Origin of the sequence: Halorhodospira sp. 9628, assembly GCF_022228075.1 — a bacterium.
GTDB lineage: Bacteria > Pseudomonadota > Gammaproteobacteria > Nitrococcales > Halorhodospiraceae > Halorhodospira > Halorhodospira halophila_A.
This window is the reverse complement of the sequence record NZ_JAJNRF010000002.1, coordinates 1-22,980: the sequence shown is the minus strand read 5'-3', so window position 1 is coordinate 22,980 and position 22,980 is coordinate 1. Positions and strand designations below refer to the sequence as shown.

At 69.6% G+C, this 22,980-nt stretch carries 23 protein-coding genes; 21 read left to right on the top strand and 2 right to left on the bottom strand.

Annotated elements, in window-relative coordinates; genetic code table 11:
• Window position 1 precedes the first annotated feature (1 nt).
• From ubiH to ampD, 11 genes are all read left to right on the top strand, one after another.
• Window positions 2-1,246, top strand: a complete 1,245-nt coding sequence (gene ubiH / locus LRG10_RS02590) for a 2-octaprenyl-6-methoxyphenyl hydroxylase (protein WP_238634665.1) — start codon at window positions 2-4, stop codon at window positions 1,244-1,246.
• A complete protein-coding gene (locus tag LRG10_RS02585) occupies window positions 1,243-2,454 on the top strand; it encodes an FAD-dependent monooxygenase (RefSeq protein WP_238634664.1) in 1,212 nt (403 codons plus the stop codon). The genes ubiH and LRG10_RS02585 overlap by 4 nt, the downstream gene beginning before the upstream one ends.
• Window positions 2,455-2,547: 93 nt before the next feature.
• Window positions 2,548-3,555 (top strand): Fe(3+) ABC transporter substrate-binding protein, encoded by a 1,008-nt coding sequence (locus tag LRG10_RS02580; RefSeq protein ID WP_238634663.1) that lies wholly within the window; start codon window positions 2,548-2,550, stop codon window positions 3,553-3,555.
• Window positions 3,556-3,560: 5 nt separating this feature from the next.
• Window positions 3,561-5,210 carry an iron ABC transporter permease gene (locus LRG10_RS02575; RefSeq protein WP_201170125.1) on the top strand — a complete coding sequence of 550 codons (1,650 nt, stop codon included), beginning with the start codon at window positions 3,561-3,563 and terminating at the stop codon, window positions 5,208-5,210.
• Between the two features lie 91 nt (window positions 5,211-5,301).
• Window positions 5,302-6,384, top strand: coding sequence for a glycine cleavage system aminomethyltransferase GcvT (gene gcvT, locus LRG10_RS02570; RefSeq protein ID WP_238633644.1), 1,083 nt, complete (start codon window positions 5,302-5,304; stop codon window positions 6,382-6,384).
• 55 nt (window positions 6,385-6,439) lie between these two features.
• Complete coding sequence (gcvH, locus tag LRG10_RS02565) at window positions 6,440-6,832, top strand: glycine cleavage system protein GcvH (protein ID WP_201170128.1); 393 nt, start codon at window positions 6,440-6,442, stop codon at window positions 6,830-6,832.
• A 29-nt stretch (window positions 6,833-6,861) separates the two neighbouring features.
• Window positions 6,862-8,244, top strand: a complete 1,383-nt coding sequence (gene gcvPA, locus LRG10_RS02560) for an aminomethyl-transferring glycine dehydrogenase subunit GcvPA (protein ID WP_201170129.1) — start codon at window positions 6,862-6,864, stop codon at window positions 8,242-8,244.
• Between the two features lie 40 nt (window positions 8,245-8,284).
• On the top strand, window positions 8,285-8,782 hold the full coding sequence (gene tpx, locus LRG10_RS02555) for a thiol peroxidase (RefSeq protein WP_201170130.1): 498 nt from the start codon (window positions 8,285-8,287) through the stop codon (window positions 8,780-8,782).
• 2 nt (window positions 8,783-8,784) lie between these two features.
• Entirely contained in the window at window positions 8,785-10,251 is a 1,467-nt protein-coding gene (gene gcvPB / locus LRG10_RS02550; protein ID WP_201170131.1) for an aminomethyl-transferring glycine dehydrogenase subunit GcvPB, read from the top strand.
• A 26-nt stretch (window positions 10,252-10,277) separates the two neighbouring features.
• On the top strand, window positions 10,278-11,228 hold the full coding sequence (locus LRG10_RS02545) for a carbohydrate kinase family protein (RefSeq protein WP_201170132.1): 951 nt from the start codon (window positions 10,278-10,280) through the stop codon (window positions 11,226-11,228).
• A gap of 78 nt (window positions 11,229-11,306) precedes the next feature.
• A complete protein-coding gene (gene ampD / locus LRG10_RS02540) occupies window positions 11,307-11,870 on the top strand; it encodes a 1,6-anhydro-N-acetylmuramyl-L-alanine amidase AmpD (RefSeq protein ID WP_238633647.1) in 564 nt (187 codons plus the stop codon).
• A gap of 8 nt (window positions 11,871-11,878) precedes the next feature.
• Here ampD and LRG10_RS02535 read toward each other — a convergent pair whose 3' ends face one another.
• Entirely contained in the window at window positions 11,879-12,715 is an 837-nt protein-coding gene (locus LRG10_RS02535) for a symmetrical bis(5'-nucleosyl)-tetraphosphatase (RefSeq protein ID WP_201170136.1), read from the bottom strand.
• Window positions 12,716-12,768: 53 nt separating this feature from the next.
• Window positions 12,769-13,875 (bottom strand): transaldolase, encoded by a 1,107-nt coding sequence (tal, locus tag LRG10_RS02530; protein ID WP_201170139.1) that lies wholly within the window; start codon window positions 13,873-13,875, stop codon window positions 12,769-12,771.
• 156 nt (window positions 13,876-14,031) lie between these two features.
• Between tal and LRG10_RS02525 the strand changes: the two genes are divergently transcribed.
• The 10 genes from LRG10_RS02525 to ubiB all read left to right on the top strand — a co-directional run.
• Entirely contained in the window at window positions 14,032-14,154 is a 123-nt protein-coding gene (locus tag LRG10_RS02525; protein ID WP_201170142.1) for a lipoprotein, read from the top strand.
• The gene (lysA, locus tag LRG10_RS02520) at window positions 14,151-15,404 is read left to right on the top strand and encodes a diaminopimelate decarboxylase (RefSeq protein ID WP_238634662.1); all 1,254 of its coding nucleotides are present in this window, start codon (window positions 14,151-14,153) and stop codon (window positions 15,402-15,404) included. The genes LRG10_RS02525 and lysA overlap by 4 nt, the downstream gene beginning before the upstream one ends.
• 19 nt (window positions 15,405-15,423) lie before the next feature.
• On the top strand, window positions 15,424-16,272 hold the full coding sequence (gene dapF, locus LRG10_RS02515) for a diaminopimelate epimerase (protein ID WP_238634785.1): 849 nt from the start codon (window positions 15,424-15,426) through the stop codon (window positions 16,270-16,272).
• Window positions 16,273-16,290: 18 nt separating this feature from the next.
• Entirely contained in the window at window positions 16,291-17,001 is a 711-nt protein-coding gene (locus tag LRG10_RS02510; protein WP_238634661.1) for a DUF484 family protein, read from the top strand.
• Window positions 17,002-17,003: 2 nt separating this feature from the next.
• On the top strand, window positions 17,004-17,918 hold the full coding sequence (gene xerC / locus LRG10_RS02505; protein ID WP_201242144.1) for a tyrosine recombinase XerC: 915 nt from the start codon (window positions 17,004-17,006) through the stop codon (window positions 17,916-17,918).
• Between the two features lie 86 nt (window positions 17,919-18,004).
• Window positions 18,005-18,559 carry an ATP-dependent protease subunit HslV gene (gene hslV / locus LRG10_RS02500; RefSeq protein WP_201170157.1) on the top strand — a complete coding sequence of 185 codons (555 nt, stop codon included), beginning with the start codon at window positions 18,005-18,007 and terminating at the stop codon, window positions 18,557-18,559.
• A 4-nt stretch (window positions 18,560-18,563) separates the two neighbouring features.
• Entirely contained in the window at window positions 18,564-19,892 is a 1,329-nt protein-coding gene (gene hslU / locus LRG10_RS02495) for an ATP-dependent protease ATPase subunit HslU (RefSeq protein WP_201170160.1), read from the top strand.
• 47 nt (window positions 19,893-19,939) lie between these two features.
• On the top strand, window positions 19,940-20,689 hold the full coding sequence (locus tag LRG10_RS02490) for a class I SAM-dependent methyltransferase (RefSeq protein ID WP_238634660.1): 750 nt from the start codon (window positions 19,940-19,942) through the stop codon (window positions 20,687-20,689).
• 13 nt (window positions 20,690-20,702) lie between these two features.
• The gene (locus tag LRG10_RS02485) at window positions 20,703-21,278 is read left to right on the top strand and encodes an SCP2 domain-containing protein (protein WP_238634659.1); all 576 of its coding nucleotides are present in this window, start codon (window positions 20,703-20,705) and stop codon (window positions 21,276-21,278) included.
• On the top strand, window positions 21,278-22,980 hold a 1,703-nt coding region (gene ubiB, locus LRG10_RS02480; protein ID WP_238634658.1), incomplete at its 3' end, for a ubiquinone biosynthesis regulatory protein kinase UbiB. The genes LRG10_RS02485 and ubiB, both read left to right, overlap by 1 nt.

Genomic DNA, 22,980 nt, shown 5'->3' with positions numbered 1-22,980 from the left:
GTTGGAGACCGAGCCCTACGACATCATCATCGCCGGCGGCGGCCTGGTCGGCGGCGCCCTGGCCTGCGGGCTGGCCCAGGCCGGGCTGCGCGTGGCGGTGATCGAGCCGGTCCCAGCGGATCATGGTGCACAGCCAAGTTTCGATGAACGCCATACGGGCCTCGCTCCCTCCAGCCGCTACATCCTCGACGCCTGGGGGCTGTGGCAACCAGTGCGGTCGGTGCTCACCCCGATCCGACACATCCACGTATCGGAGCAGGGCGGCTGGGGCTTCGTCCACTTCGACGCCGGGCAAGAGGGGGTGGATGCGCTTGGCTGGCTGCTCGCCAACCGGCAGATGGGCACCGTCCTCGGCGAGCGTCTGGAAACCGACGAGCGCATCACCCTGATCAGTCCCGCTCAGGTGCAGGCCGTGGAACAGGGCAGCGATCGCGTCCGGGTGACCTCGGCCGGGACCGACGGTGAGCAACGGCTCAGCGCGCGCCTGCTCGTCGCCGCGGACGGAGCCGATTCCCAGACCCGCAAGCTGGCCGGACTTTCGGTGCACAGCCGTGACTACCGCCAGAGCGCGGTGATCACCACCGTGACGCCGGCCCGACACCACCAGGGTTGGGCCTTCGAGCGCTTCACCCGAGCCGGCCCCCTGGCGCTGCTGCCCATCGCCGAGGGGCGCTGCGCCATCGTCTGGTCCGTGCCGCCGGAACGCGCCGAGGCCTACCGCGACGGCGACGATGCGCGGTTCCTGGCCGCCCTCCAACAGGCCTTCGGCTACCGCCTGGGCCCCTTCCGCAGCTGCGGTCACCGCCTCACCTACCCGCTGGTGGAACGCTACACCCCGACCCCGTATACCGGCCGGGTGCTGCTGCTTGGCAATGCGGCGCATACCCTGCACCCGGTCGCCGGACAGGGCCTCAACCTCGCTCTGCGCGACGCGGCGACGCTGGTCGAGCTCATCGGCGACAGCCGCGCCGGCGGCGGCGACCCCGGCGCCGAACCGCTGCTCCGGGCCTACGTCCGGCGACGCTCCGAGGATCTCCTGCGCACGCGGGCCTTTACCAACACCCTGGTGAGCGGCTTCGGGTCAGCCCACCCGCTGCTGCGGCTGGCGCGCAGTGCCGGACTAGCCGCCCTGCAGCGCTGCCCCCCCATGCGGCGCACCCTGCTGCGCACCGGCGCCGGGCGGGTCGGCCCGTTGCCGGTCGCCGCCTGCCGACCACCGGAGGCCACCGGGGAGGACCCGTCGTGAAGGAAGCGGACGTCATCATCCAGGGCGCCGGCGCGTCGGCGCTGGCGACCGCCGTCGGACTCGCTCGAGGCGGCCTGGCGGTCACCCTGCTGGATGCCGCAGAGGTTTGTGCGGCCCCGGCACCGGGGAGCGAGCCCCGGCACTCGGTGATCGACATCGTCTCCGGGCGGGTCCTGCGCCATCTCGGTGGCTGGCCCTTCATCACCCGGGACCGCACCTACCCGATCGAGGCGCTGGAACTGGAGGACTGCAACGCCGCGGCTCACCTGACCCTCAGCGCCTGTGAAGTCGGCGAGACGCGCCTCGGGCACGTGGTTGAGCGGGGCGTGATTGACCGCGCCCTGCGCAAGCTCTTCGACGCCCTACCGCAGACGCGCCGCCTGGCCACGGGCCCTGTCCGCGACATCGCCGCCGACCGGCAGCGGCTGACCATTCACCTCGAGGACGGGCAGGCGCTGACCGCCAGGCTGCTGGTGGCCGCCGACGGCGACAACTCCCCCCTGCGCCGGCTGGCGGGTATCCGCTGGCGCCGCGCCGGTTACGGACAGGACGCCGTGATCGCCCGGATCCGCACCGAGCGCCCCCCGGGGCACACCGTCCGCCAGCGCTTCTGCGGCGACGAGCCGTTGACCCTGCTGCCCCTCGACGAGCACGAGTCAGCCCTGCTCTGGCCGGTACCCCGGACGCGCGCTCGGCGGCTTCTGGAGGCAGACAGCAGCTCGTTTCACCATCAGCTGGAGATCGCCAGCGGCGCCTTGCTCGGCGGCATCGAGGCGTCATCCGCCCGCCAGGCACAACGGCTGATCCGCGGGCGTGCGGAGCGCTACATCGGACCGCGACTGGCGCTGGTCGGCAATGCGGCCCACACGGTACACCCGCTGGCCGCGCAGGCAGTGAACCTCAGCCTGCTGGATGCCGCCACGCTGATCGAGTGCGTCCTGGAGGCCCACTCGGCCGGGCGCGATCCGGGCGGCATCGGCCCGCTGCGTCGCTACGAGCGGCGTCGCCGGGGCAGCAACGCGCGCATGCAGAACGGTCTGGACATCACCCAGTGGCTTTTCGGCGCGCAGGCAGCGCCGTTGCCCCTGCTGCGAGGCACGGGGCTACGCATCGCGGCCCGCTTGCCGCCCCTGCGACAGGCGCTGATGACCGGTCTGATGGGCCTCCACGGCGACCTCCCGGAGCTCGCCCGCGGACCTGGCGTATAACGAATTCCGGTCCAGGGTGCCAAGACGCTTGCCAGCCAGAAACAAGAATCATTATCATCGATCGCTGTCATGGACCAAACACAGGGAGAACCCATGTTCCGTCGAATCCCCGTCGTGACCGCGCTGGTCGCAGGAGCCGTCTTGGTAACCGGGTGCGACACCGGTGACGATGAGCTGACCGTCTATTCGGCGCGCCAGGATCACCTGATCAGCCCCATTCTCGAGCGTTTCACCGAAGAGACCGGGATCTCCGTGCGCTTCGTCACCGATGACGCCGGCCCGCTGATGGAGCGGCTCAAGGCCGAGGGCGAGCGCACCCCAGCGGACGTGCTGCTCACCGTGGATGCCGGCAACCTGCACCAGGCCACCGAGAACGACCTGCTCGCCAGCCTCGACTCGGCGCAGCTGCGCGAGCGCATCCCTGAGCACCTGCGCGATCCGGAGGATCGCTGGTTCGGTCTGTCCGTGCGCGCACGCACCATCATGTACAGCCCCGAGCGGGTCGATCCCGAAGAACTCGACACCTACGCCGGCCTGGCCGACGACCAGTGGGAGGGACGGCTGTGCCTGCGGACCTCGCAGCAAGTCTACAACCAGTCTCTGGTGGCCATGATGCTTCACCACGAGGGCGAGGAGGAGACAGCCCGCATCGTCGAGGGCTGGGTCGACAACCTGGCCACCTCACCCTTCTCCAACGACACCTCGGTCCTCGAGGCCATCGAGGCCGGCCAGTGCGACGTGGGCATCACCAACACCTACTACCTCGGGCGCATCCTGCGCGATGACCCGGACTTCCCGGTCGAGGTCTTCTGGCCCGATCAGGATGGCCACGGCGTCCACGTCAACGTGTCCGGGGCCGGCGTAACCCGGCACGCCTCCAATCCCGAGAAGGCCCAAAAGCTGCTCGAGTGGCTGGCCAGCGATGACGCCCAGGAGCAGTTCGCCGCCATTAACCTTGAGTATCCCGCGGTGGAGGGCGTCGAACTCGATCCCATCGTCGCCGGGTGGGGCGAGTTCAAGCCCGATACCATCAACGTCAGCGAAGCCGGCCGGCTCCAGCGCCAGGCCACCATGCTGATGGATCGGGCCGGGTACCGGTAAGCGACGTGGTCTCGCTCACGAGCGCGGCGCGCAGCCCCAGGCTGCGCCGACTCTGGCAGCGCATCGGCCCCTGGCGTGTCTTCGCAGTCATCGCCGGGGGCCTGCTGTTTACGCCCATCCTGGTGACCCTGTTCTCGTGGCTGAACCCGGATCACGAGGTCTGGCGCCACCTGGCCGACACGCTGCTGCCCGAGATCCTGCGCAACACCGCCATCCTCATCTTTGGCGTCGGCAGCGCCGTAATGGTCCTGGGCGTGGGCCTGGCGTGGCTGACGGCGGTCTGCGAATTCCCCGGGCGCCGCTTCTTCGACTGGGCCCTGATGCTGCCGCTGGCGGTTCCGGCCTACGTGCTGGCCTTCGTATTCATCGGCTTCTTCGAGTACGCCGGCCCGCTGCAGACCGGACTGCGGGAGCTCATCGGCCCCGGTTTCGAACTACCCTCGGTGCGCTCGGCACCGGGGGTGGTGCTGGTCATGGCGCTGGTCTTCTATCCTTACGTCTACATGCTCACCCGGACGGCGTTCCTCGCCCAGGGCCGAGGCCCCCTGGAGGCCGCCCGCATCCAGGGGCTGTCACCGTGGGCGGCGTTCTTCCGGGTGGCCGTCCCCATGGCCCGGCCGGCCATCGCCGCGGGCACGGCCCTGGCCCTGATGGAGACGCTGGCCGATTTCGGCGCTGTAGCCATCTTCAACTTCGAGACGTTCACCACGGCCATCTACCGTGCCTGGTTCGGCTTCTTCAGCATCAACGCCGCCGCGCAGCTGGCGGCCATCCTGCTGCTGATCATCCTCGCCGGGCTGTGGGTCGAACGCCGGGCCCGCGGTCGGGCTCGCTTCTCCCAGGGCGGCACCCAGCACCTGGAGCGCATCCAGCTGCGGGGCTGGCGCCGCTGGGCGGCCACAGCGGCAGCCGGCACCGTTCTGGCGCTGGGCTTTGTCTTACCCATGATCCAGCTGCTGATCTGGGCCTCCCGGCGCCTCGAGGATCTGGACAGCACCTACTGGTCGCTGATCCAGAACACCCTCACCCTCGGCGCCAGCGCCGCAGTGCTCACCGTGCTGATCGCACTGCTGCTGGCCTATGCCCGCCGCGTGCAGCCGGACCGGCTGACCCAGCGCGCGGTCACCGCCGCGACCCTGGGCTACGCGCTACCCGGCGCAGTGCTGGCCGTCGGCATCATGCTGGCGCTGACCTGGCTCGATCACCTGGTAGCCAGCCTGGTCGGCCCCTGGGGCGGACTGGGCACCACCTTCCTTGCGGGAAGCATCTTCGCCCTGATCCTCGCCTACGTAGTGCGCTTCATGGCGGTCGCCTACGGCGCCGTGGACAGCAGCCTCGAGCGGGTCCGTCCCGTCTTGCGCGATGCGGCGCGAAGCCTGGGCGCCGGCGACCGCGAGGTGATCCGCCGGATCTACGTGCCCATGCTCGCCCCGGGGCTACTCACCGCACTGCTGCTCGTCGGCGTCGACGTGATGAAGGAGATGCCCGCCACCCTGCTGCTGCGACCCTTCGGCTGGGATACCCTGGCGGTGCGCATCTACGAGTTCACCACCGAGGGCGTGTGGGAGCGGGCGGCGGTGCCGGCGATCACCTTGGTCGGCGTCGGGCTGCTGCCGGTGATCCTGCTCGTACGGGGCACGATCCGCGGTCGCTAGGGCCCGGCACCCGGCGCCTCAGGGCCCCTCGTTTGGGTTTATCGGACTTTGTGCGTATAGTATTTCGCCACCCTAGCGACCGATTCCAGAGATGCCGCAAAGAACTCCGCTCTACGATAGACACGTGGGCGCCGGCGCCCGCGTGGTCGATTTCGCCGGCTGGGAGATGCCGCTTCACTACGGCTCTCAGCTGGCCGAACACCAGGCCGTGCGCAGCGACGTCGGCCTGTTCGACGTCTCCCATATGGCCGTCACCGACCTCTCCGGCCCGGCTGCCCGTGGCCTGCTGCGCCAACAGCTGGCCAACGATGTCGCCAAGCTGGACGGGCGCCCCGGGCAAGCCCTCTATAGTTGCCTGCTCAACGAGCGCGGCGGTGTCGTCGACGACCTGATCGTCTACCTACGCGACGAGGAGACCTACCGCGTGGTCTCCAACGCCGCCACCCGCGAGAAGGTCCGCCCGCGGCTGCTCGAACAGGCGCAGCAGGCCGGCGTCACCGCCGAGGCCCGGGACGACCTGGCCATGGTCGCGGTCCAGGGGCCGCGGGCGACCTCCCTGCTCGAGCAGCTCTACGGCGACGAGGCTGCCGCAGCGCTGGCCTGTAAACCGTTCCAGGCGGCCACGGTGGGTGAGGTCTTTGCCGGGCGCACCGGTTACACCGGCGAGGACGGCTTCGAGCTGATCCTACCGGCCGACCAGGCCCCCGCTCTGTGGGATCGGCTGACTGAGGCCGGCGCCCAGCCGTGCGGGCTCGGCGCCCGCGACAGCCTGCGCCTCGAGGCCGGACTCAACCTCAACGGCAACGAGATGGACGAGGAGACCACGCCGCTGGAGGCCGCGCTCGGGTGGACCGTGGCGTGGGCCCCGGAGGATCGCGACTTCGTCGGCCGTGCGGCACTCGAGGAGCAGCACCGCCAGGGCGTCGCCTGGCGCCTGATCGGCCTGGTGGTCGAGGGTCGCGCCCCGGCCCGCGCGGGCTACGTCGTGCGCACTGACGCTGGCGACGGGGTGATCACCAGCGGCGCCCATTCGCCGACCCTCGGCGGGCCCATCGCACTGGCCCGCATCCCCGCCGACGCCGAGGGCGATTTCCGCGTGGTCATCCGCAACCGCGAGGCCGCCGCGCGGCGTGTCAAACCGCCCTTCGTCCGCCATGGTAAGGTATGCGTCTAGCCCTTCCACGGCTTTCAGACGCGAATTCATCCCCGAATTGCGAGGAACGCATCCCATGAGTCAGGTACCTGAAGACCTCAAGTACACGCGCAACCACGAGTGGGTCCGCGTGGAAGCCGATGGCAGCGTGACGGTGGGGATCACCGAGCACGCCCAGGAGTCGCTGGGCGACCTGGTCTTCGTCGAACCGCCGGAGGCCGGAAGCCAGGTCCAGGCCGAAGAGGCGTGCGCGGTGGTCGAGTCGGTCAAGGCCGCCTCCGACGTCTACGCCCCGATCAGTGGCGAGGTCACCCAGGGCAACGAGGCCCTGGCCGACAACCCCGAGGCCGTGAACACCGACCCTTACGGCGATGGGTGGATCATGCGCATCCAGCCCGCCGACACTAGTGAGATCGACGGTCTTCTGGATGCCGCCGCCTATCAGGAGCTGGTGGCCGACGAGGGTTGAAACCCGTCCGCTAACACGGGACCCGAACGATGCCGTTTGTACCGCATACCGAGCAGGAGATCCGCGAGATGCTCGACGCCATCGGCGTCGAGCGGATCGAGGATCTCTTCGACGAAATCCCCGAATCGCTGCGTAAGGCGTCCATCGATGCCATCCCCGCCGGGATGAACGAGATGGAGGTGACGCAGCTTATGCGTCGCCGGGCCGCGCAGGACGTGCAGCCGGCCTGCTTCGTGGGCGCCGGCGCCTACGATCACCACGTTCCGGCGGCCGTCTGGGAGATCACCACCCGCGGTGAGTTCTACAGCGCTTACACGCCGTATCAGGCCGAGGCGTCGCAGGGCACCCTGCAGCTGCTCTACGAGTTCCAGACCATGATGTCGGAGCTCACCGGGCTGTACGCCTCCAACGCCTCGCTCTACGACGGCGCCACCGCGCTGGCCGAGGCGGTGCTCATGGCCGTGCGGGCCAACCGCAAGGCCAAGAGCAAGCGGGTACTGATGCCGCGCAGCGTGCATCCGTACTACCGGCGCGTGGTCGAGACCATTGTCGCCAACCAGGGCATCGAGCTGGTTGAGGCGCCCCTGGACGACACCGTCGGGCGCATCGATCCCGAGGCACTCGGCCGCTTCGAGGACGAACCCTTCGCCGCGGTGGTGGTCCCGCAGCCGAACTTCTTCGGCGCCCTCGAGGAGGTGGACCGCCTGACCGACTGGGCCCACGGTCTGAACGCCTTGGTCATTGCCGTGTGTAACCCGGTCGCTCTGGCGCTTTTGACCCCACCCGGCGAGTGGGGCAGCGAAGGCGCCGACATCGCCTGTGGCGAGGGGCAGCCGCTGGGCATCCCGCTGGCCTCCGGCGGCCCATACTTCGGCTACATGACCACGCGCAAGCAGCACGTGCGTCAACTGCCCGGCCGGATCGTCGGGCGAACGGTCGACGCCGACGGGCGAACCGGCTATACCTTGACATTGCAGGCCCGGGAGCAGCACATCCGCCGCTCCAAGGCGACGTCCAACATCTGCACCAACCAGGGGCTGATGGTCACCGCGGCCACCGTGCACCTGTCCCTGCTCGGTGCCGAGGGGCTCGCCCGCGTGGCGGCGGTCAGCCACGAGCGCACACGGGAGCTGGTACAGAAGCTGACAGCCATCGATGGAGTCGAGCGGCTCTTCGACGGCCCCTTCTTCCACGAGGTCCCGCTGCGGATCCCCGCGCCTGCCGAGGAGGTCCTGCCGACGCTCGCCCACCGCGGCGTACTCGGTGGCTACGACCTCAGTCAGGAATTCCCGGAGTGGGGTCCGGCGCTGCTCGTCTGCGCCACCGAGACCCGCACCTCCGAGGAGATCGACCGGTTCGCTGCGGCGCTGGCCGATGCCCTGCGCAACACCGGGCAGCGCGCCCGCGCCTGAGCCCCACAACCGCGCATCGTCGCGGAGGAGGTATCGCGCCATGGCCACCGTCACCCTCAAGGGCACCCCGTTCCGTACCTGCGGCGAGCTGCCGGGCACCGGCTCGGCAGCCCCGGATTTCCGGCTGGTTGACAGCGAGCTGCAGGATCACCGACTGGGCGACTTCGCCGGTCGGCGGCTGGTGCTCAACATCGTGCCGAGTCTCGACACTCCGGTGTGCAGCGCCTCGGCCAAGCGTTTCGATGAGCTGGCCCGCAGCCATGCGGAGGTCACCTTCGCCACCGTCTCCGCCGATCTGCCCTTTGCCCAGCAGCGCTTCTGTAGCGCGGAGGGCGTCGGCAACGTGGTGATGCTCTCGGCCATGCGCGATTCGGCCTTCGCCCGCGACTACGGCGTGCGCATCGAGGAGGGCCCCATGGAGGGCCTGTGCGCCCGGGCCGTGGTGATCATCGATGACGGCGGGCAGGTGGTGTACACGCAGCTCGTCCCCGAGATCGCCGAGGAACCCGACTACGACGACGTGCAGCGCGCCCTGTGATTATGACTGAGGAGTCCGAAGCTGTGCTCATCTATGACATCAGCCGTGAGGGCCGGCGTGCCTACGCCCAGGCCCCCAAGGAGGCGCCGGGGGCTGACAGCCTCCCGCGCCGTTTCCGCCGCCAGCGCCAGCCTCAACTGCCGCAGGTCTCGGAGCTGGAGACGGTGCGTCACTACACCCGGCTGTCGCAGAAGAATTTCTCCATCGACACCCATTTTTACCCGCTGGGCTCCTGCACCATGAAGTACAACCCGCGGGGTGCCAACAACCTCGCGATGCTGCCCCAGTTCCTCGAGCGCCATCCGCTGGCGCCCGACGAGACGGGGCAGGGCTTCCTGGCCTGCATCCACGAGCTCCAGCAGGATCTGGCCGTCGTCACCGGCATGCAGGATGTCACGCTGTCGGTGATGGCCGGCGCCCAGGGCGAGTTCGCCGGTGTGGCCATGATCCGCGCCTACCACGACGCACGCGGCGACGACGGGCGCACCGAGATCCTGGTGCCCGATGCGGCCCACGGCACCAATCCGGCCACTGCCACCATGTGCGGCTACAAGGTGCGCGAGATCCCCACCGGTGCCGACGGGGACGTCGACATGGAGGCGTTCAAGGCGGCCGTCGGACCGCAGACCGCCGGGATCATGCTCACCAACCCGTCGACCGTGGGGGTCTTCGAGCGGCGCATCGAGGAGATCGCCACCACCGTCCACGAGGCCGGCGGCCTGCTCTACTACGACGGCGCCAACCTCAACGCCATCCTCGGCAAGGCGCGGCCCGGTGACATGGGCTTCGACGTCATCCACATGAACCTGCACAAGACGTTCTCCACGCCCCACGGCGGCGGGGGACCGGGTGCCGGTGCGGTGGGCGTCAGCGAGCGCCTGCTACCCTACCTACCCATCCCCCGGGTCACCCGGGAGGGCGATCACTACCGCTGGCTCACCGAGACGGACTGCCCGAGTTCCATAGGCCGGCTGTGCACCTTCAACGGCAACTCCGGGGTGCTGCTGCGCGCGTACGCCTACATGCGCATGCTCGGCCGCGAGGGCATGCCCCGGGTGGCCGAGTACTCGACGCTCAACGCCAACTACCTGATGACCCGGCTGCGCGAGGCCGGCTTCACCGTGGCCTACCCGGAGCGCCGGGCCAGCCACGAGTTCATCGTCAGCCTCAAGCACGAGGCCAAGGAGCTCGGCGCCAACGTCATGGACTTCGCCAAGCGCCTGCTCGATCTCGGCTACCATGCGCCGACCACCTACTTCCCCCTGTTGGTGCCCGAGGCGTTGCTCATCGAGCCGACCGAGACCGAGTCCAAGCGCGAGCTCGACGGCTTCGTCGACGCCATGGTGCGCATCCGCGAGGAGGCGCGCGAGAACATCGACATGGTCAAGGGCGCTCCGTACCGCCTGCCCGTGCGCCGGCTCGACGACGTCAAGGCCGCGCGTGAGCTCGATCTGCGCTGGGAAGGCTAACGAACACCCACGACAAGGAGGATTCAATGTCCGCCATTATCAGCGGCTCTGTCGCTTTCGACACCATCATGGTGTTCCACGACCGCTTCCGGAACCACATCCTGCCGGAGCAGGTCCACATCCTGAACGTCTCGTTCCTGGTGCCGCAGCTGCGCCGCGAATACGGCGGCTGCGCCGGCAACATCGCCTACAACCTGAAGATGCTCGGTGAGGAGCCGCTCACCCTGGCCACCGTCGGCGCCGACATCGGCAGCTACGCCGACTGGATGACAAGCCACGGCATCGAGCAGCGCTATATCAGCACGCTCAACGAGCACTACACTGCCCAGGCCTACATCACCACCGACATGGACGACAACCAGATCACGGCGTTCCACCCGGGCGCCATGGGCGACGCCCACAAGGTTGACGTCCCCACCGACGCCGGCGGCAAGGTCGGGGTGGTCGCCCCCAACGGCCCGGAGGGCATGGTCAAGCACGCCCGGCAGTTCGTCGACGCCGGTATCCCGTTCATCTTCGACCCGGGCCAGGCCATGCCGGCGTTCGACGGTGATCAGCTGCGTGAGTTCGTCGAGGGCGCCACCTGGGTGGCGGTCAACGACTACGAGTCGCGCCTGCTCACCGAGAAGACCCACATGGAGCTCGAGGACATCGCGAACAAGGTCGAGGCGCTGATCGTGACCCGCGGCGCCGAGGGCTCCCACATCTACACCAACGGCCAGATCATCCACGTGCCGGCGGCACCGATCAGCCAGGTCGCCGACCCCACGGGTTGCGGCGACGCCTTCCGGGCCGGGCTGCTCTTCGGCCTGCTGCGCGATCTGGACTGGGAGACCACCGGCCGTATCGCCTCGCTGATGGGCGCGATCAAGGTCGAGCAGAGCGGTACGCAGAACCACTCCATCGACGCCGATAGCTTCAAGAGCCGCTACGAGTCGGCCTTCGGCACCCGCCTCGACGTGGCCATCGGCCGCTGAGGCGACCCCTTTCGACGGTATCTGATGGCCCCCGCCAGGCGGCGGGGGCCATCGGTCAACGGTTGCCGGAGCCGTCCCGTGCCCAGCAGCGGACGCTACAGCATTGATCCCGCCACAGGGCTCCTGCACCCGGCCCGCCACTGCCCTTCACCGAATCACGGCCCCCGCCCGCCTGGCTGCGTCGTCGACCTGCTGGTCCTCCACGCCATCAGCCTGCCCCCCGGGGAGTTCGGCGGCGGCTGGATCGACGAGCTGTTCACCAACCAGCTCGACCCGGCGGCTCACCCCACCTTTGAGTCGATCGCCGATCTGCGCGTCTCTGCCCACCTGCTCATCGACCGCCAAGGCAATGTCACGCAGTACGTACCGTTCCACCGCCGCGCGTGGCACGCCGGCCGCTCGTCGTTCCGGGGACGCCCCGAGTGCAACGACTTCTCGGTGGGGATCGAGCTCGAGGGCGACGAGCGCACTCCGTTCACGGAGGCTCAGTACGTGACGCTGCTCCCGGTGGTACAGACGCTGCGGGCCCGCTACCCGGCGATCAAGCCGGATCGCATCGCCGGCCACAGCGATATCGCCCCGGGACGCAAGACGGACCCGGGGCCGGCCTTCGACTGGCAGCGACTGCTCAAGGCGCTCTGAGCGGCCGCTCAGGCGTGCTCGGGACACTTGAGGCTATGCACCGCCTCGCTGCCGTCATCGATCCGCACGGCCGTCAGCGTATTGCCCCACTGGCAGCCCGTGTCGATGCTCAGCACCCCGTGGTCATTGTGGAAGCCAAGCAGCGACCAATGCCCGGTCACCAGCTTCACCGGATCCGGCGAGGCGCGCAGCCTCCTCCGGGCGACAAACCATGGGTAGTGCCCCTCTGGGGCACGGTCGGGTCGACCCTTCTCGCGCAGCAGCAGCCGACCCTGACCGTCGACGAAGCGCATGCGCATGAAGGCGTTGGTGATGAAGCGCAGCCGGTCGTAGCCCTCGAGCTCGTCGGACCACTCGATGGGCCGGTTGCCGTAGATGTTGTCCATCAGGTCGTCGAGGGGGATGTCGCCGCGCAGGGCCCGCTCCAGCTCGTGGGCGCGCAGCTTCGCCTCGGCCACGCTCCAGGCCGGCGGCAGGCCGGCGTGGGCCATGGCGTAGCCCAGGCTCTCGTCGACGTGCATCAGCGGCCGGCGCCGCAGCCACTCGATCAGCTCATCGACGTCCGGGGCATCCAAGGTGCCGCGCAGGGTATCGGCGTTCTTCAGCCGGCCGTGGCCACTCCAGACCGACATCAGGTGGATGTCGTGGTTGCCGAGGACGGTGATCGCCCGATCGCCGAGCTCGTTGCGCACCAAGCGCAGCACACCGAGCGAGTCCGGGCCACGGTTGACCAGATCGCCCACGAACCAGATCGTGTCCTGCGCCGGATCGAAGCGGATCTGCTCCAGTAGTCGCTTGAGCGGGTCGCAGCATCCCTGGATGTCACCGATCGCGTACGTGGCCAATGGCAGCCTCCTTCCTCTGCATGACGCCTACGGGATCTCGGCGGGTCAGGGTCTCACGTCCCGGCGGCGGCCTGCAGCTTTTTCTCCAGGGCCTCGAGCAGGGCCCGGTGGGCCTGGACGAAGGCATCGATTCCCTCGCGCTCAAGTTCGGCGAGGACACCGTCGAGGTCGATGCCCTGCGCCCGCAGCTCGTCGAGCACCGCGGGCGCCTGCTCGAGCCGCTCGGTGATCCGCTCCTGCGGCTGGCCGTCCCGGCGGTATGCCTCGTAGGTGGCCGGCGGCAAGGTGGTGACGGTCTCCGGGCCGGCAAGCGCCTCGACATAGTAGGTCTCCGGGTAGCGCTCGCCCTTGACCCCGGTGCTAGCCCAGAGCAGCCGCTGGGGCCGCGCTCCGGCCTCGGCCAGGGCGGCGAAGCCGGCGCCGTGGAAGATCTCCCGATAGACCGAGTAGGCGGTCCGCGCGTTAGCGATGGCCGCCTGCCCGGGCGGCACGGGCGCCGACGCATCGTCCGACAACAGCGGATCGATCTTGGCGTCGAGGCGGCTGATGAACAGGCTCGCCACCGACGCCGGCGCGGCGACCGGATCCCCGGCCTGACGGCGCCGCTCAAGGGCGCGCACGTACGCATCGGCCACCTGCCGGTAGCGCTCGACCCCGAAGATCAGGGTCACGTTCACCGGTATGCCCCGGACCGTCAGCTCCTCGAAGGCCTCCACGCCGGCCGAGGTGGCGGGAACTTTGATCATGACGTTGGGCTCGCCGGCCTCGGCGGAGAGGCGCAGAGCCTCCGTGACTGTGCCGCGCGCATCCCCGGCCAGATCCGGTGACACCTCCATACTGACGTAGCCGTCGACGCCGTCGCTGGCCTCATAAACCCGACGCAGGACCCGCGCCGCGGCGCGGATGTCGTCCATGGCCAGCGCCTCGAAGACCGCTTCCGGGTCACGGCCGACCTGCCCGATCGCCTCGGTGATGGCCTGGTCGTAGGCGTCGGTGCCACCGATCGCCTTCTGGAAGATGGCCGGATTGGTGGTCACGCCGCTCAGCCCGTCCTCCCGGACCAGGCGCTCCAGCTCCTCCGGCAGCATGCCGCGATGGATGTTGTCGTACCAGACGCTCTGCCCGACGCCGGCCAGCCCTCGAAGCGGATTGTCCGTCATGACCCCTCTCAATGCCTTAGTTTATCTGATGGTTGGATCAGTATAACGAGGGGGTCCGGGGACGGAAACCGCGGAACGGCCGGCACCCGCCGCCCTCACGATGGGCCCCGCTAGCCGCTATAATGAGCGGTTTATCACCCATCCGTGGAGAGGCTCATGCCTACGCGATCCCGGACGGCGGCGCTGGTGCTGCTCGCCCTGCTGATCCTCGCCGGTGGCTGCGGCCAGAAGGCCGATCTCTACCTCCCCGACGAAAGCGGCGAAGAGGACCCGTCATGACGCACCCCGGCTTCACCCGACACGATGACCGCCTGTGGGTGGAATCACTGCCCCTCGACGAGGTGGCCGAGCGTTACGGCACCCCCTGTTACGTCTACTCCCGCGCCGCTATCGAGGCGCGCTGGAATCGCTACCGCACCGCCCTCGGCAGCGATGCCGATATCTGCTACGCAGTCAAGGCCAACGGCAACCTCGGCCTGCTCAATCTGCTCGCCCGCCACGGCGCCGGCTTCGACATCGTCTCGGGCGGCGAACTGGAACGGGTCCTGCGCGCCGGCGGGGAAGCCGCGCGGGTGGTCTTCTCCGGCGTTGGCAAGGGCACCGACGAGATCCGCCGCGCGCTGCGCGCCGGCATCCGCTGCTTCAACGTGGAGTCCGCCGCCGAGCTCGAACGCATCGCCGGCGTCGCGGAGGCCGAGGGCACCCCGGCGCCGGTGGCCCTGCGGGTCAACCCCGACGTCAACCCCGAGACCCACCCCTACATCGCCACCGGACTGGCACAGAGCAAGTTCGGGATCGCCCTCGACGAGGCCGAAGCCCTCTATCGGCAGGCGGCCGACGACCCACGCCTGCAGGTACGCGGCATCGCCTGCCACATCGGCTCGCAACTGCTCTCGGTGGCTCCCCTGACCGAGGCCGCCGAGCGGCTGGCGGCACTGGCGCGCCGTCTGCAGGAGCAGGGGATCGTCCTGGACCACGTCGACGCCGGCGGGGGGCTCGGGGTGCACTACGTCGATGAGCGGCCACCGAGCCCGGCGGAGCACATCGAGGCCGTCACGGCGCCGCTGCGGGATCTCGGGGTAGCGGTTCTGGTCGAGCCGGGCCGGGCCATCGTCGCCGAGGCCGGCGTCCTGGTCACGCGCATCGAGTATCTCAAACAAAACGGAGGCAGGGAGTTCGCCATCGTCGACGCCGGCATGAACGACTACCTGCGCCCGGCGCTCTACGACGCCGCCCACACCGTCGAGTCCATCGCCCCGACGAGCGCGCACTGCCGCCCGGTGGATGTGGTCGGACCGGTGTGCGAGTCCGCAGATACCTTCGCCCGCGATTGCCCGCTGCCGGCCGCCGCCGGCGGTCTGCTGGCCATCCGCAGCGCCGGCGCCTACGGCGCCGTCATGGCTTCAGCGTATAACGCCCGGCCTCGGCCGCCGGAGGTACTCGTCGATGGTCCCCGGAGCCATCTGATCCGCCGCCGTGAGACCCTCGACGAGCTGATGACCGGGGAAGCGCTGCTACCGGAGGAGTGAAGCCGTGCGCTTTACCAAGATGGAGGCGCTGGGCAACGACTTCGTCGTCCTCGACGGCGTCCGCCAGCGCCTGGAGCTGACCACCGAGACCATCCGCAGCCTGGCCGACCGCCGGCTCGGCGTCGGCTGTGACCAGCTGCTGGTCGCCGAGCCGCCGGCGCACGTCGCCGCCGACGTCCGCTACCGGATCTTCAACGCCGACGGCGGCGAGGTCGAGCATTGCGGCAATGGCGTCCGCTGTCTGGCCCGCTTCCTAATCGACGAGGGGCTGGCCGCGCCGGGGGTGCTGCGGATCGAGACGGACGGCCGGATCACCGAGGCGGAGCCCCGCGACGACGGCCAGGTGAGCGTCGACATGGGTCCACCGGAACTCGAGCCCGCACGGATCCCGTTCCAGGCGCCGGTGAGGCAGGAGGCGTACCGGCTGGCCACTAGCAGCGGTGAGCGGACCATCGGTGCGGTCTCGTTGGGCAACCCGCACGCCGTCCTCCGCGTCGACGACGTCGACACCGCCGCCGTGGCCGAGCTTGGGGCCGAGATCGAGCGGCACGCGCGCTTCCCGCGGCGGGTCAACGTCGGCTTCATGGAGGTCTGCAGCCGCGATCGGATCCGTCTGCGTGTCTTCGAGCGCGGCGTCGGCGAGACGCCGGCCTGCGGCACCGGGGCGTGTGCCGCCGTGGTCGCCGGCCGCCTGCGCGACTGGCTCGACACCACGGTGACCGTGGAGCTGACCGGCGGAGTGCTCGTGATACACTGGCACGGTCCCGGGCGCTCGGTGTGGATGACCGGCCCGGCACGCACCGTTTTCCGCGGCGAGATCGAGCTACCCGCCTCCGCCGCGGTGACGCCCCGGGGACCGACCCGCTAAGCAAGCAGGACGAACGGTGTGACAGAGAGCGCGAAGCGTGAAGAGGCCCCGCTGCTCGACGAGGCCGAGGTGGCCGCCTACCTGGTCGAACACCCCGACCTGCTGCACCGCCACCCCGAAGTTCTCGCGCGGCTCGAACTCCGCCACGACTGCGGCGATGCCACCTCGCTGATCGAACACCAGGTCCGGGTCCTGCGGGAGGAGAGTGCGGGGCTGCGCCGGCGTCTCGACGACATGGTCCGGGTGGCCCGGCAGAACGAGGGAACCGCCGAACGGCTCCACGAGCTGACCCTGGACCTGTTCGCCGCCGACGACCTGCAGGCGGCGGTCGAGGCCCTGCGTGCCGGACTGCGCGAGGGTTTCCAGGCCGATGCCGTCGGTCTGCTGCTCATCGCCCCGGAGCAGGGCGGTGCCGCGGCGCGCGAGCCCCTCCCCGAGTTGCTCGGCGACGGCGACCCGACGCTGACCTGCTTCAGGCCCCTGCTCGAGCGCGGCCGCCCCAGCTGCGGGGCACCCACCGACGCCCAGGCCCGGACCATCTTTCCGGACACCGAGACAACCGTGGCCAGTGCCGCACTGGTACCGATGATCGACGAGCGTGCCGTGGGCGTGCTCGGCATCGGCAGCAGCGATCCCCAGCGCTACCACCCGGGCCAGGGCACGGTCTTCCTGCGCCGGCTCGGTACCACCGCGGCGCGCGTATTCGACCGGCTCCTGCACCGGGGGTAGCCTTGGATCTTAGCTGGCTGGAGCGGTTCGACCGCCACCTGGCCTCGGAGCGCCGCCTGGCTGAACCGACACGGCAGCGCTACCGCCAGGATCTGGAGGCCTTCGCCGCCTATTGCGCCGAGCAGGACCTCTCCAGCTGGTCCGCCGTGAATCACGACGTGGTCCGTGCCTGGGTCGCCCGCGGCCGCCGTCGCGGCCTGGCCGGCCGCACCCTGGGCCGGCAGCTGGCCGCGCTGCGCAGCTTCTATCGCTTCCTGATCCGGGAAGGGGCGGCCGCCGCGGACCCGGCCGCCGAGGTACGTCCGCCACAGACCCCGCGGCGCCTGCCCGGCACCCTCGACCCGGACGAGGCGGCCGGACTGCTCGACGGCGCCGACTTCGAGCACCCGCTCCAGGCCCGCGACGCCGCGCTCTACGAGCTCATCTACTCCAGCGGGCTGCGCCTCTCCGAGGTGGTCGGGCTGAACGTGATGGACATCGACCGGCGCGACGGGCTGGTCCGCGTGCTGCGCGGCAAGGGCGCCAAGGACCGGGTGGTGCCGGTCGGACGCCAAGCCCTGCGAGCCCTCGACGCCTGGCTCCGCCACCGACCGGCTTGGGCGGACGCCGAGGAGACCGCCGTGTTCGTCGGCCGCCACGGTGCGCGGCTGGGTCCGCGCACCGTGCAGCGCCGGCTCCAGCGCCTGGCCCGACTGCGCGGGGTCCAACGGCGGGTCCACCCGCACATGCTCCGCCACTCCTTCGCCACACACATGCTCGAGTCCAGCGGCGACCTGCGCGCCGTCCAGGAGCTGCTCGGGCACGCCGACATCTCCACCACCCAGATCTACACGCACCTCGACTTCCAGCACCTGGCCCAGGTCTACGACCGCGCCCACCCCCGGGCCCGGCGGCGCCGGGACCCGGATCCGGAGTGAACCGCGGGCTCGGTGCCACGGCAGCGTCGACCCGCGGGCGATGCTCTCGGGTACAATGAGCGGCGCGAACACTCAGGAGGCCGATCTTGGAAACACTGCACGGCACCACCATCCTCGCCGTCCGCCGCGAGGGGCAGGTCGCCCTCGGCGGCGACGGACAGGTCACCCTCGGGCACACGGTGCTCAAGGGCAACGCGCGCAAGGTCCGCCGGCTCTACCACGGCCGGGTTCTGGCCGGTTTTGCCGGCGCCACGGCGGACGCATTCACACTGTTCGAGCGCTTCGAGGCGCAGCTTGAGAAGCACCACGGGCAACTGGCCCGCTCCGCCGTCGAGCTGGCCAAGGAGTGGCGCTCGGACCGCGTCCTGCGCCGCCTGGAGGCCCTGCTCGTGGTCGCCAACACCGAATCCCTACTGACGCTCTCCGGTACCGGCGACGTCATCGAGCCGGAGCACGACCTGATGGCCGTCGGCTCCGGCGGTCCCTACGCCCAGGCCGCCGGCCGGGCCCTGCTCGAGTCCACCGAATTGCCCGCGGCCCAGATCACCCAGCGGGCGCTGGAGATCGCCGGCGATATCTGCGTCTATACCAACCGCCACATCACCGTGGAGACGCTGCCCGAGACCCGTGAGGAGTCGTAACGACATGTCGGAAGCCACGATGACCCCGCGCGAGATCGTCCAGGAGCTGGACAAGCACATCGTCGGCCAGGGCGAGGCGAAGCGCGCCGTGGCCATCGCCCTGCGCAATCGCTGGCGGCGCATGCAGGTCGACGAGCCGCTGCGCAGCGAGATCACCCCCAAGAACATCCTCATGATCGGCCCCACTGGCGTCGGCAAGACCGAGATCGCCCGCCGGCTGGCACGGTTGGCGCGGGCGCCGTTCATCAAGATCGAGGCGACCAAGTTCACCGAGGTCGGCTACGTCGGCCGCGACGTCGAGTCGATCATCCGCGACCTCACCGACCTGGCCCTGAAGCTGGTTCGCGAAGAGGCCATGGCCGAGATGCGCCACAAGGCCGATCGGGCCGTTGAGGACCGCCTGCTCGACACCCTGCTGCCCGGGCCCAGCGGCGGCGGACCCGAGGACGTAGAGAACCGCACCCGGGAGAAGTTCCGGCAGAAGCTGCGCAACGGCGAACTCGACGACCGCGAGATCGAGGTCGAGGTCCAGGCCAGCGGGCCCGGCGTGGACATCATGGCTCCGCCGGGGATGGAGGAGATGTCCAACCAGCTCCAGGGGCTGTTCCGCAACATGGGCCAGGAGCGGACCCAGCGGCGCAAGCTAACCGTCGCCGAGGCCAAACGGGTGCTGCGGGACGAGGAAGCCGCCAAACTGGTCAACGAGGAAGAGGTCAAGGCCGAGGCCGTCAAGCGGGTCGAGGAGCAGGGCATCGTCTTCCTCGATGAGGTCGACAAGGTCACCAAGCGTGCCGAGCAGAGCGGCGGCGGGGACGTCTCCCGCGAGGGCGTCCAGCGCGACCTGCTGCCGCTGGTCGAGGGCGCCACGGTCTCCACCAAGCACGGCATGGTGCGTACCGACCATATCCTGTTCATCGCCTCCGGCGCCTTCCACGTTGCCAAGCCCTCGGATCTGATCCCGGAGCTCCAGGGGCGCCTGCCCATCCGCGTTGAACTGGAGGCCCTGGGCACCGAAGAGTTCGTGCGCATCCTCACCGAGCCGAGCAGCTCGCTGGTGGCGCAGTACCGGGCCCTGATGGCCGCCGAGGGATTGACCCTGGAATTCACCGACGACGGCGTGCGCCGCATCGCCGAGATCGCCCGTCAGGTCAACGAGCGAACCGAGAACATCGGCGCCCGGCGCCTGCACACCGTGATGGAACGCCTGCTCGAGCAGCTCTCCTACGAGGCGGCGGACCACAGCGGCCAGACCCGCACCGTCGATGCGGCCTATGTGGAAGAGCACCTGGCCGGCCTGGCCGAGGACGAGGACCTGAGTCGGTACATCCTGTGACCGGCCCATCCGAGACAACCCGCAGGGGCGGGTAGGGGGAGGACAGCGTGAGCGACGACAAGACCACCCACTTCGGCTACCGCGAGGTCCCGCTGGAGGAGAAGGCCAAGCGGGTCGGCTCGGTTTTCGATTCGGTGGCGGACCGCTACGACTTCATGAACGACCTGATGTCCGGTGGCCTGCACCGCATCTGGAAACGCCAGACCATCGGCCAGACCGTGCTGCGCCCGGGCCACGAGGTTCTGGACATCGCTTCGGGCACCGGCGATCTGGCCAGCCTGGCGCTGCCCCGCGTTGGCCCCGAAGGCCGGGTGGTGATGAGCGACATCAACCTCTCCATGCTCGCCCGGGGGCGGAACCGCATGATCGACGAGGGCGTCGGCAAACAGGCTGCTTGCGTCCTTGCCGACGCCGAGGAACTGCCCTTTCCCGACGCCTCCTTCGATCGGGTGACCATCGGTTTCGGTCTGCGCAACGTCACCCGCAAGGAAAACGCCCTGGCCGAGATGCGCCGCGTGCTACGCCCCGGTGGACGGGCTGTGATCCTCGAGTTCTCCCACGTGTACGTCTCGGCACTGCGACCACTCTACGACCTCTACTCCTTCCGCATCATGCCGATGATGGGCAAGCTGGTGGTCAACGATGCGGAGAGCTACCGCTACCTGGCCGAGTCGATCCGCATGCACCCCGAGGCCCCGGTGCTCAAGGGCATGATGGAGGAGGCCGGCTTCGAGGACTGCGACTACACCCTGCTCACCGCCGGTGTGGCTGCCATCCACACCGGCTGGGTCTACTGAAGACGCCGACGCCATGCTCGACGCCCTGATCAACCGCTGGATCCACCTGGATCCCGACGCCGCCGAGCTGCTCGCCCCGCTGCTCGGCCGGCGGGTGCGTCTGAGCGTGGAGGGATTCCCGCACTTGGTGGTGCGCTTCCGCGAATCGGGTGTCGTGCTCTGCGGCAGCGGGGCCGACGCCGACGAGGAGACCGACGCCGAGATCATCGCCAGCCGCGAGGCACTGACGGCGCTACTCAGTCAGGGCAGCGACGCCGTGGGACGACTGCGCATCCGCGGTGAGGTGGCGGTGGTCGAGCACCTGCGCAACCTGTTCAGCGGCCTGCGCCCGGACTGGGAGGAACCGCTGGCGCGCCTGCTCGGCGACCCATTGGCACAGTGGAGCGCCGACACCCTGCGCAACGCAGGCCGCTGGCTCAGCGAAAGCGCGCAGCAGAGCGCCACCGACCTCGGCGAGTGGCTGGCCGAGGAGTCCGGCCTAGTGCCGGAGCCCGAGCGCGCCCGCGCCTTCCTGGAAGACGTGGACCGCCTGCGCGCTGACACCGACCGCCTCGCCGTACGCATCCAGCGGCTGGAACGAGGGCGCTGATGATCGGACCGCGTCGCCTGTTGCGCCTGACCCGGATCCAGCTGGTGATGCTCCGCAACGGCGTCGACGACGTCGTGTTGGCGGCCCCCATCTTCCGCCCGCTGCGCTTTCTGGTCATCTTCATGCCCTGGCGCTGGGTACGGCGCAAGGTCCCCCGCGGGGTGCGCGTCCGGCGTGCCCTGGAGGAGCTGGGACCGATCTTCGTCAAGCTCGGGCAGATCCTGTCGACGCGCCAGGACTTGCTCCCGGCCGACGTTGCCCGTGAGCTGGCGCGGCTACAGGATCGCGTACCGCCGTTCCCCCATGAGGATGCCCGGCGCATCGTCGAGCGGACCTACGGTTGCCCCATCCAGGACGTCTTCGCCCACTTCGAGGACACCCCCATCGCCTCGGCCTCTATCGCCCAGGTCCACGGCGCGCAGCTGCACGACGGCAGCGAGGTGGTGGTCAAGGTGGTACGCCCGGGCATCCCGGCGGTCATCCGCCGCGACCTGGACCTGCTACATACCGCCGCCGCCCTGGCCGAGCGCTACGTACCCGACGCACGACGTCTGCACCCGGTGGACGTCATCCGCGAGTTCGAGAAGAACCTCTACGACGAGCTCGACCTCATGCGCGAGGCGGCCAACGCCTCGCAGCTGCGGCGCAACTTCGAGAACTCGGAGCTGCTCTACGTGCCAGCCGTCTACTGGCGCTACACCGGGCGCAACGTAATGGTCATGGAGCGGGTGCACGGGTTGCCGATCAGCGACATCGAGGCCCTCAAGGCCCACGGCATCGACCTCAAGAAGCTCGCCGAGCGCGGCACCGAGATCTTCTTTACCCAGGTCTTCCGCGACAGCTTCTTCCACGCGGACATGCACCCGGGCAACATCTTCGTCGACCCCACGCGGCCCACCGAGCCGCGTTACATCGCGATCGACTTCGGCATCATGGGTTCGCTGGCACCGACGGACCACCACTACCTGGCCGGTAATTTCATGGCCTTCTTCAACCGGGACTACCGGCGGGTGGCCGAATTGCACGTCGAGTCGGGATGGGTCCCGGCGGGTACCCGGGTCGAGGAGTTCGAGGCCGCCATCCGTACCGTCTGCGAACCGGCCTTCGCCCGCCCGCTGCACGAGATCTCCTTCGCCCAGCTGCTGCTGCGGCTGTTCCAGACCGGCCGGCGCTTCAACATGGAGGTGCAGCCGCAGCTGGTGCTGCTGCAGAAGACCCTGCTCAACATCGAGGGGCTGGGCCGCAACCTCTACCCCGATCTGGACCTGTGGACCACGGCCAAACCATTCCTGGAGCGCTGGATGCGCGAGGAGCTGGGCCCGGCGGCAGCGCTGCGCAACATCCGCAAACAGCTGCCGGAGTGGGGGGACAAGCTACCGGAGCTGCCCAACCGAATCGACCGCGGGCTGGACGACCTGGCCAGCATGCGCGCGGAACTCCACCGCCACTGCCAGGAGATGGAACAGCTGCGTCGGGAGGTCGACCGGGGCAACCGACGGGTCTACGCCGCCATCGCCGGGGCTGCGCTGATCATCGCCGCCGTGCTCAGCCACACCGGCGAGGGGACGCCCGAGGCCTGGGCCGATGTGCCCCCGGCCACCTGGGGCCTGGGCGGACTGGGGCTGATGGCTTTGGTTCTGGCCCTGGCGGGGGGGGGGGGGGGGCCCCCCCCCCCCCCCCCCCGCCCCGGGGGGGGGGGGGG

Excerpts from the sequence above, each read along its gene's own strand:
- dapF (WP_238634785.1), top strand. The coding sequence starts at position 15,424 with ATGGAGGCGCTGGGCAACGACTTCGTCGTCCTCGACGGCGTCCGCCAG.
- gcvPA (WP_201170129.1), top strand. The coding sequence starts at position 6,862 with ATGCCGTTTGTACCGCATACCGAGCAGGAGATCCGCGAGATGCTCGAC.
- LRG10_RS02545 (WP_201170132.1), top strand. The coding sequence starts at position 10,278 with ATGTCCGCCATTATCAGCGGCTCTGTCGCTTTCGACACCATCATGGTG.
- hslU (WP_201170160.1), top strand. The coding sequence starts at position 18,564 with ATGTCGGAAGCCACGATGACCCCGCGCGAGATCGTCCAGGAGCTGGAC.
- tal (WP_201170139.1), bottom strand. The coding sequence starts at position 13,875 with ATGACGGACAATCCGCTTCGAGGGCTGGCCGGCGTCGGGCAGAGCGTC.
- LRG10_RS02525 (WP_201170142.1), top strand. The coding sequence starts at position 14,032 with ATGCCTACGCGATCCCGGACGGCGGCGCTGGTGCTGCTCGCCCTGCTG.
- tpx (WP_201170130.1), top strand. The coding sequence starts at position 8,285 with ATGGCCACCGTCACCCTCAAGGGCACCCCGTTCCGTACCTGCGGCGAG.
- lysA (WP_238634662.1), top strand. The coding sequence starts at position 14,151 with ATGACGCACCCCGGCTTCACCCGACACGATGACCGCCTGTGGGTGGAA.
- gcvT (WP_238633644.1), top strand. The coding sequence starts at position 5,302 with ATGCCGCAAAGAACTCCGCTCTACGATAGACACGTGGGCGCCGGCGCC.
- gcvH (WP_201170128.1), top strand. The coding sequence starts at position 6,440 with ATGAGTCAGGTACCTGAAGACCTCAAGTACACGCGCAACCACGAGTGG.
- gcvPB (WP_201170131.1), top strand. The coding sequence starts at position 8,785 with ATGACTGAGGAGTCCGAAGCTGTGCTCATCTATGACATCAGCCGTGAG.
- LRG10_RS02580 (WP_238634663.1), top strand. The coding sequence starts at position 2,548 with ATGTTCCGTCGAATCCCCGTCGTGACCGCGCTGGTCGCAGGAGCCGTC.
- LRG10_RS02485 (WP_238634659.1), top strand. The coding sequence starts at position 20,703 with ATGCTCGACGCCCTGATCAACCGCTGGATCCACCTGGATCCCGACGCC.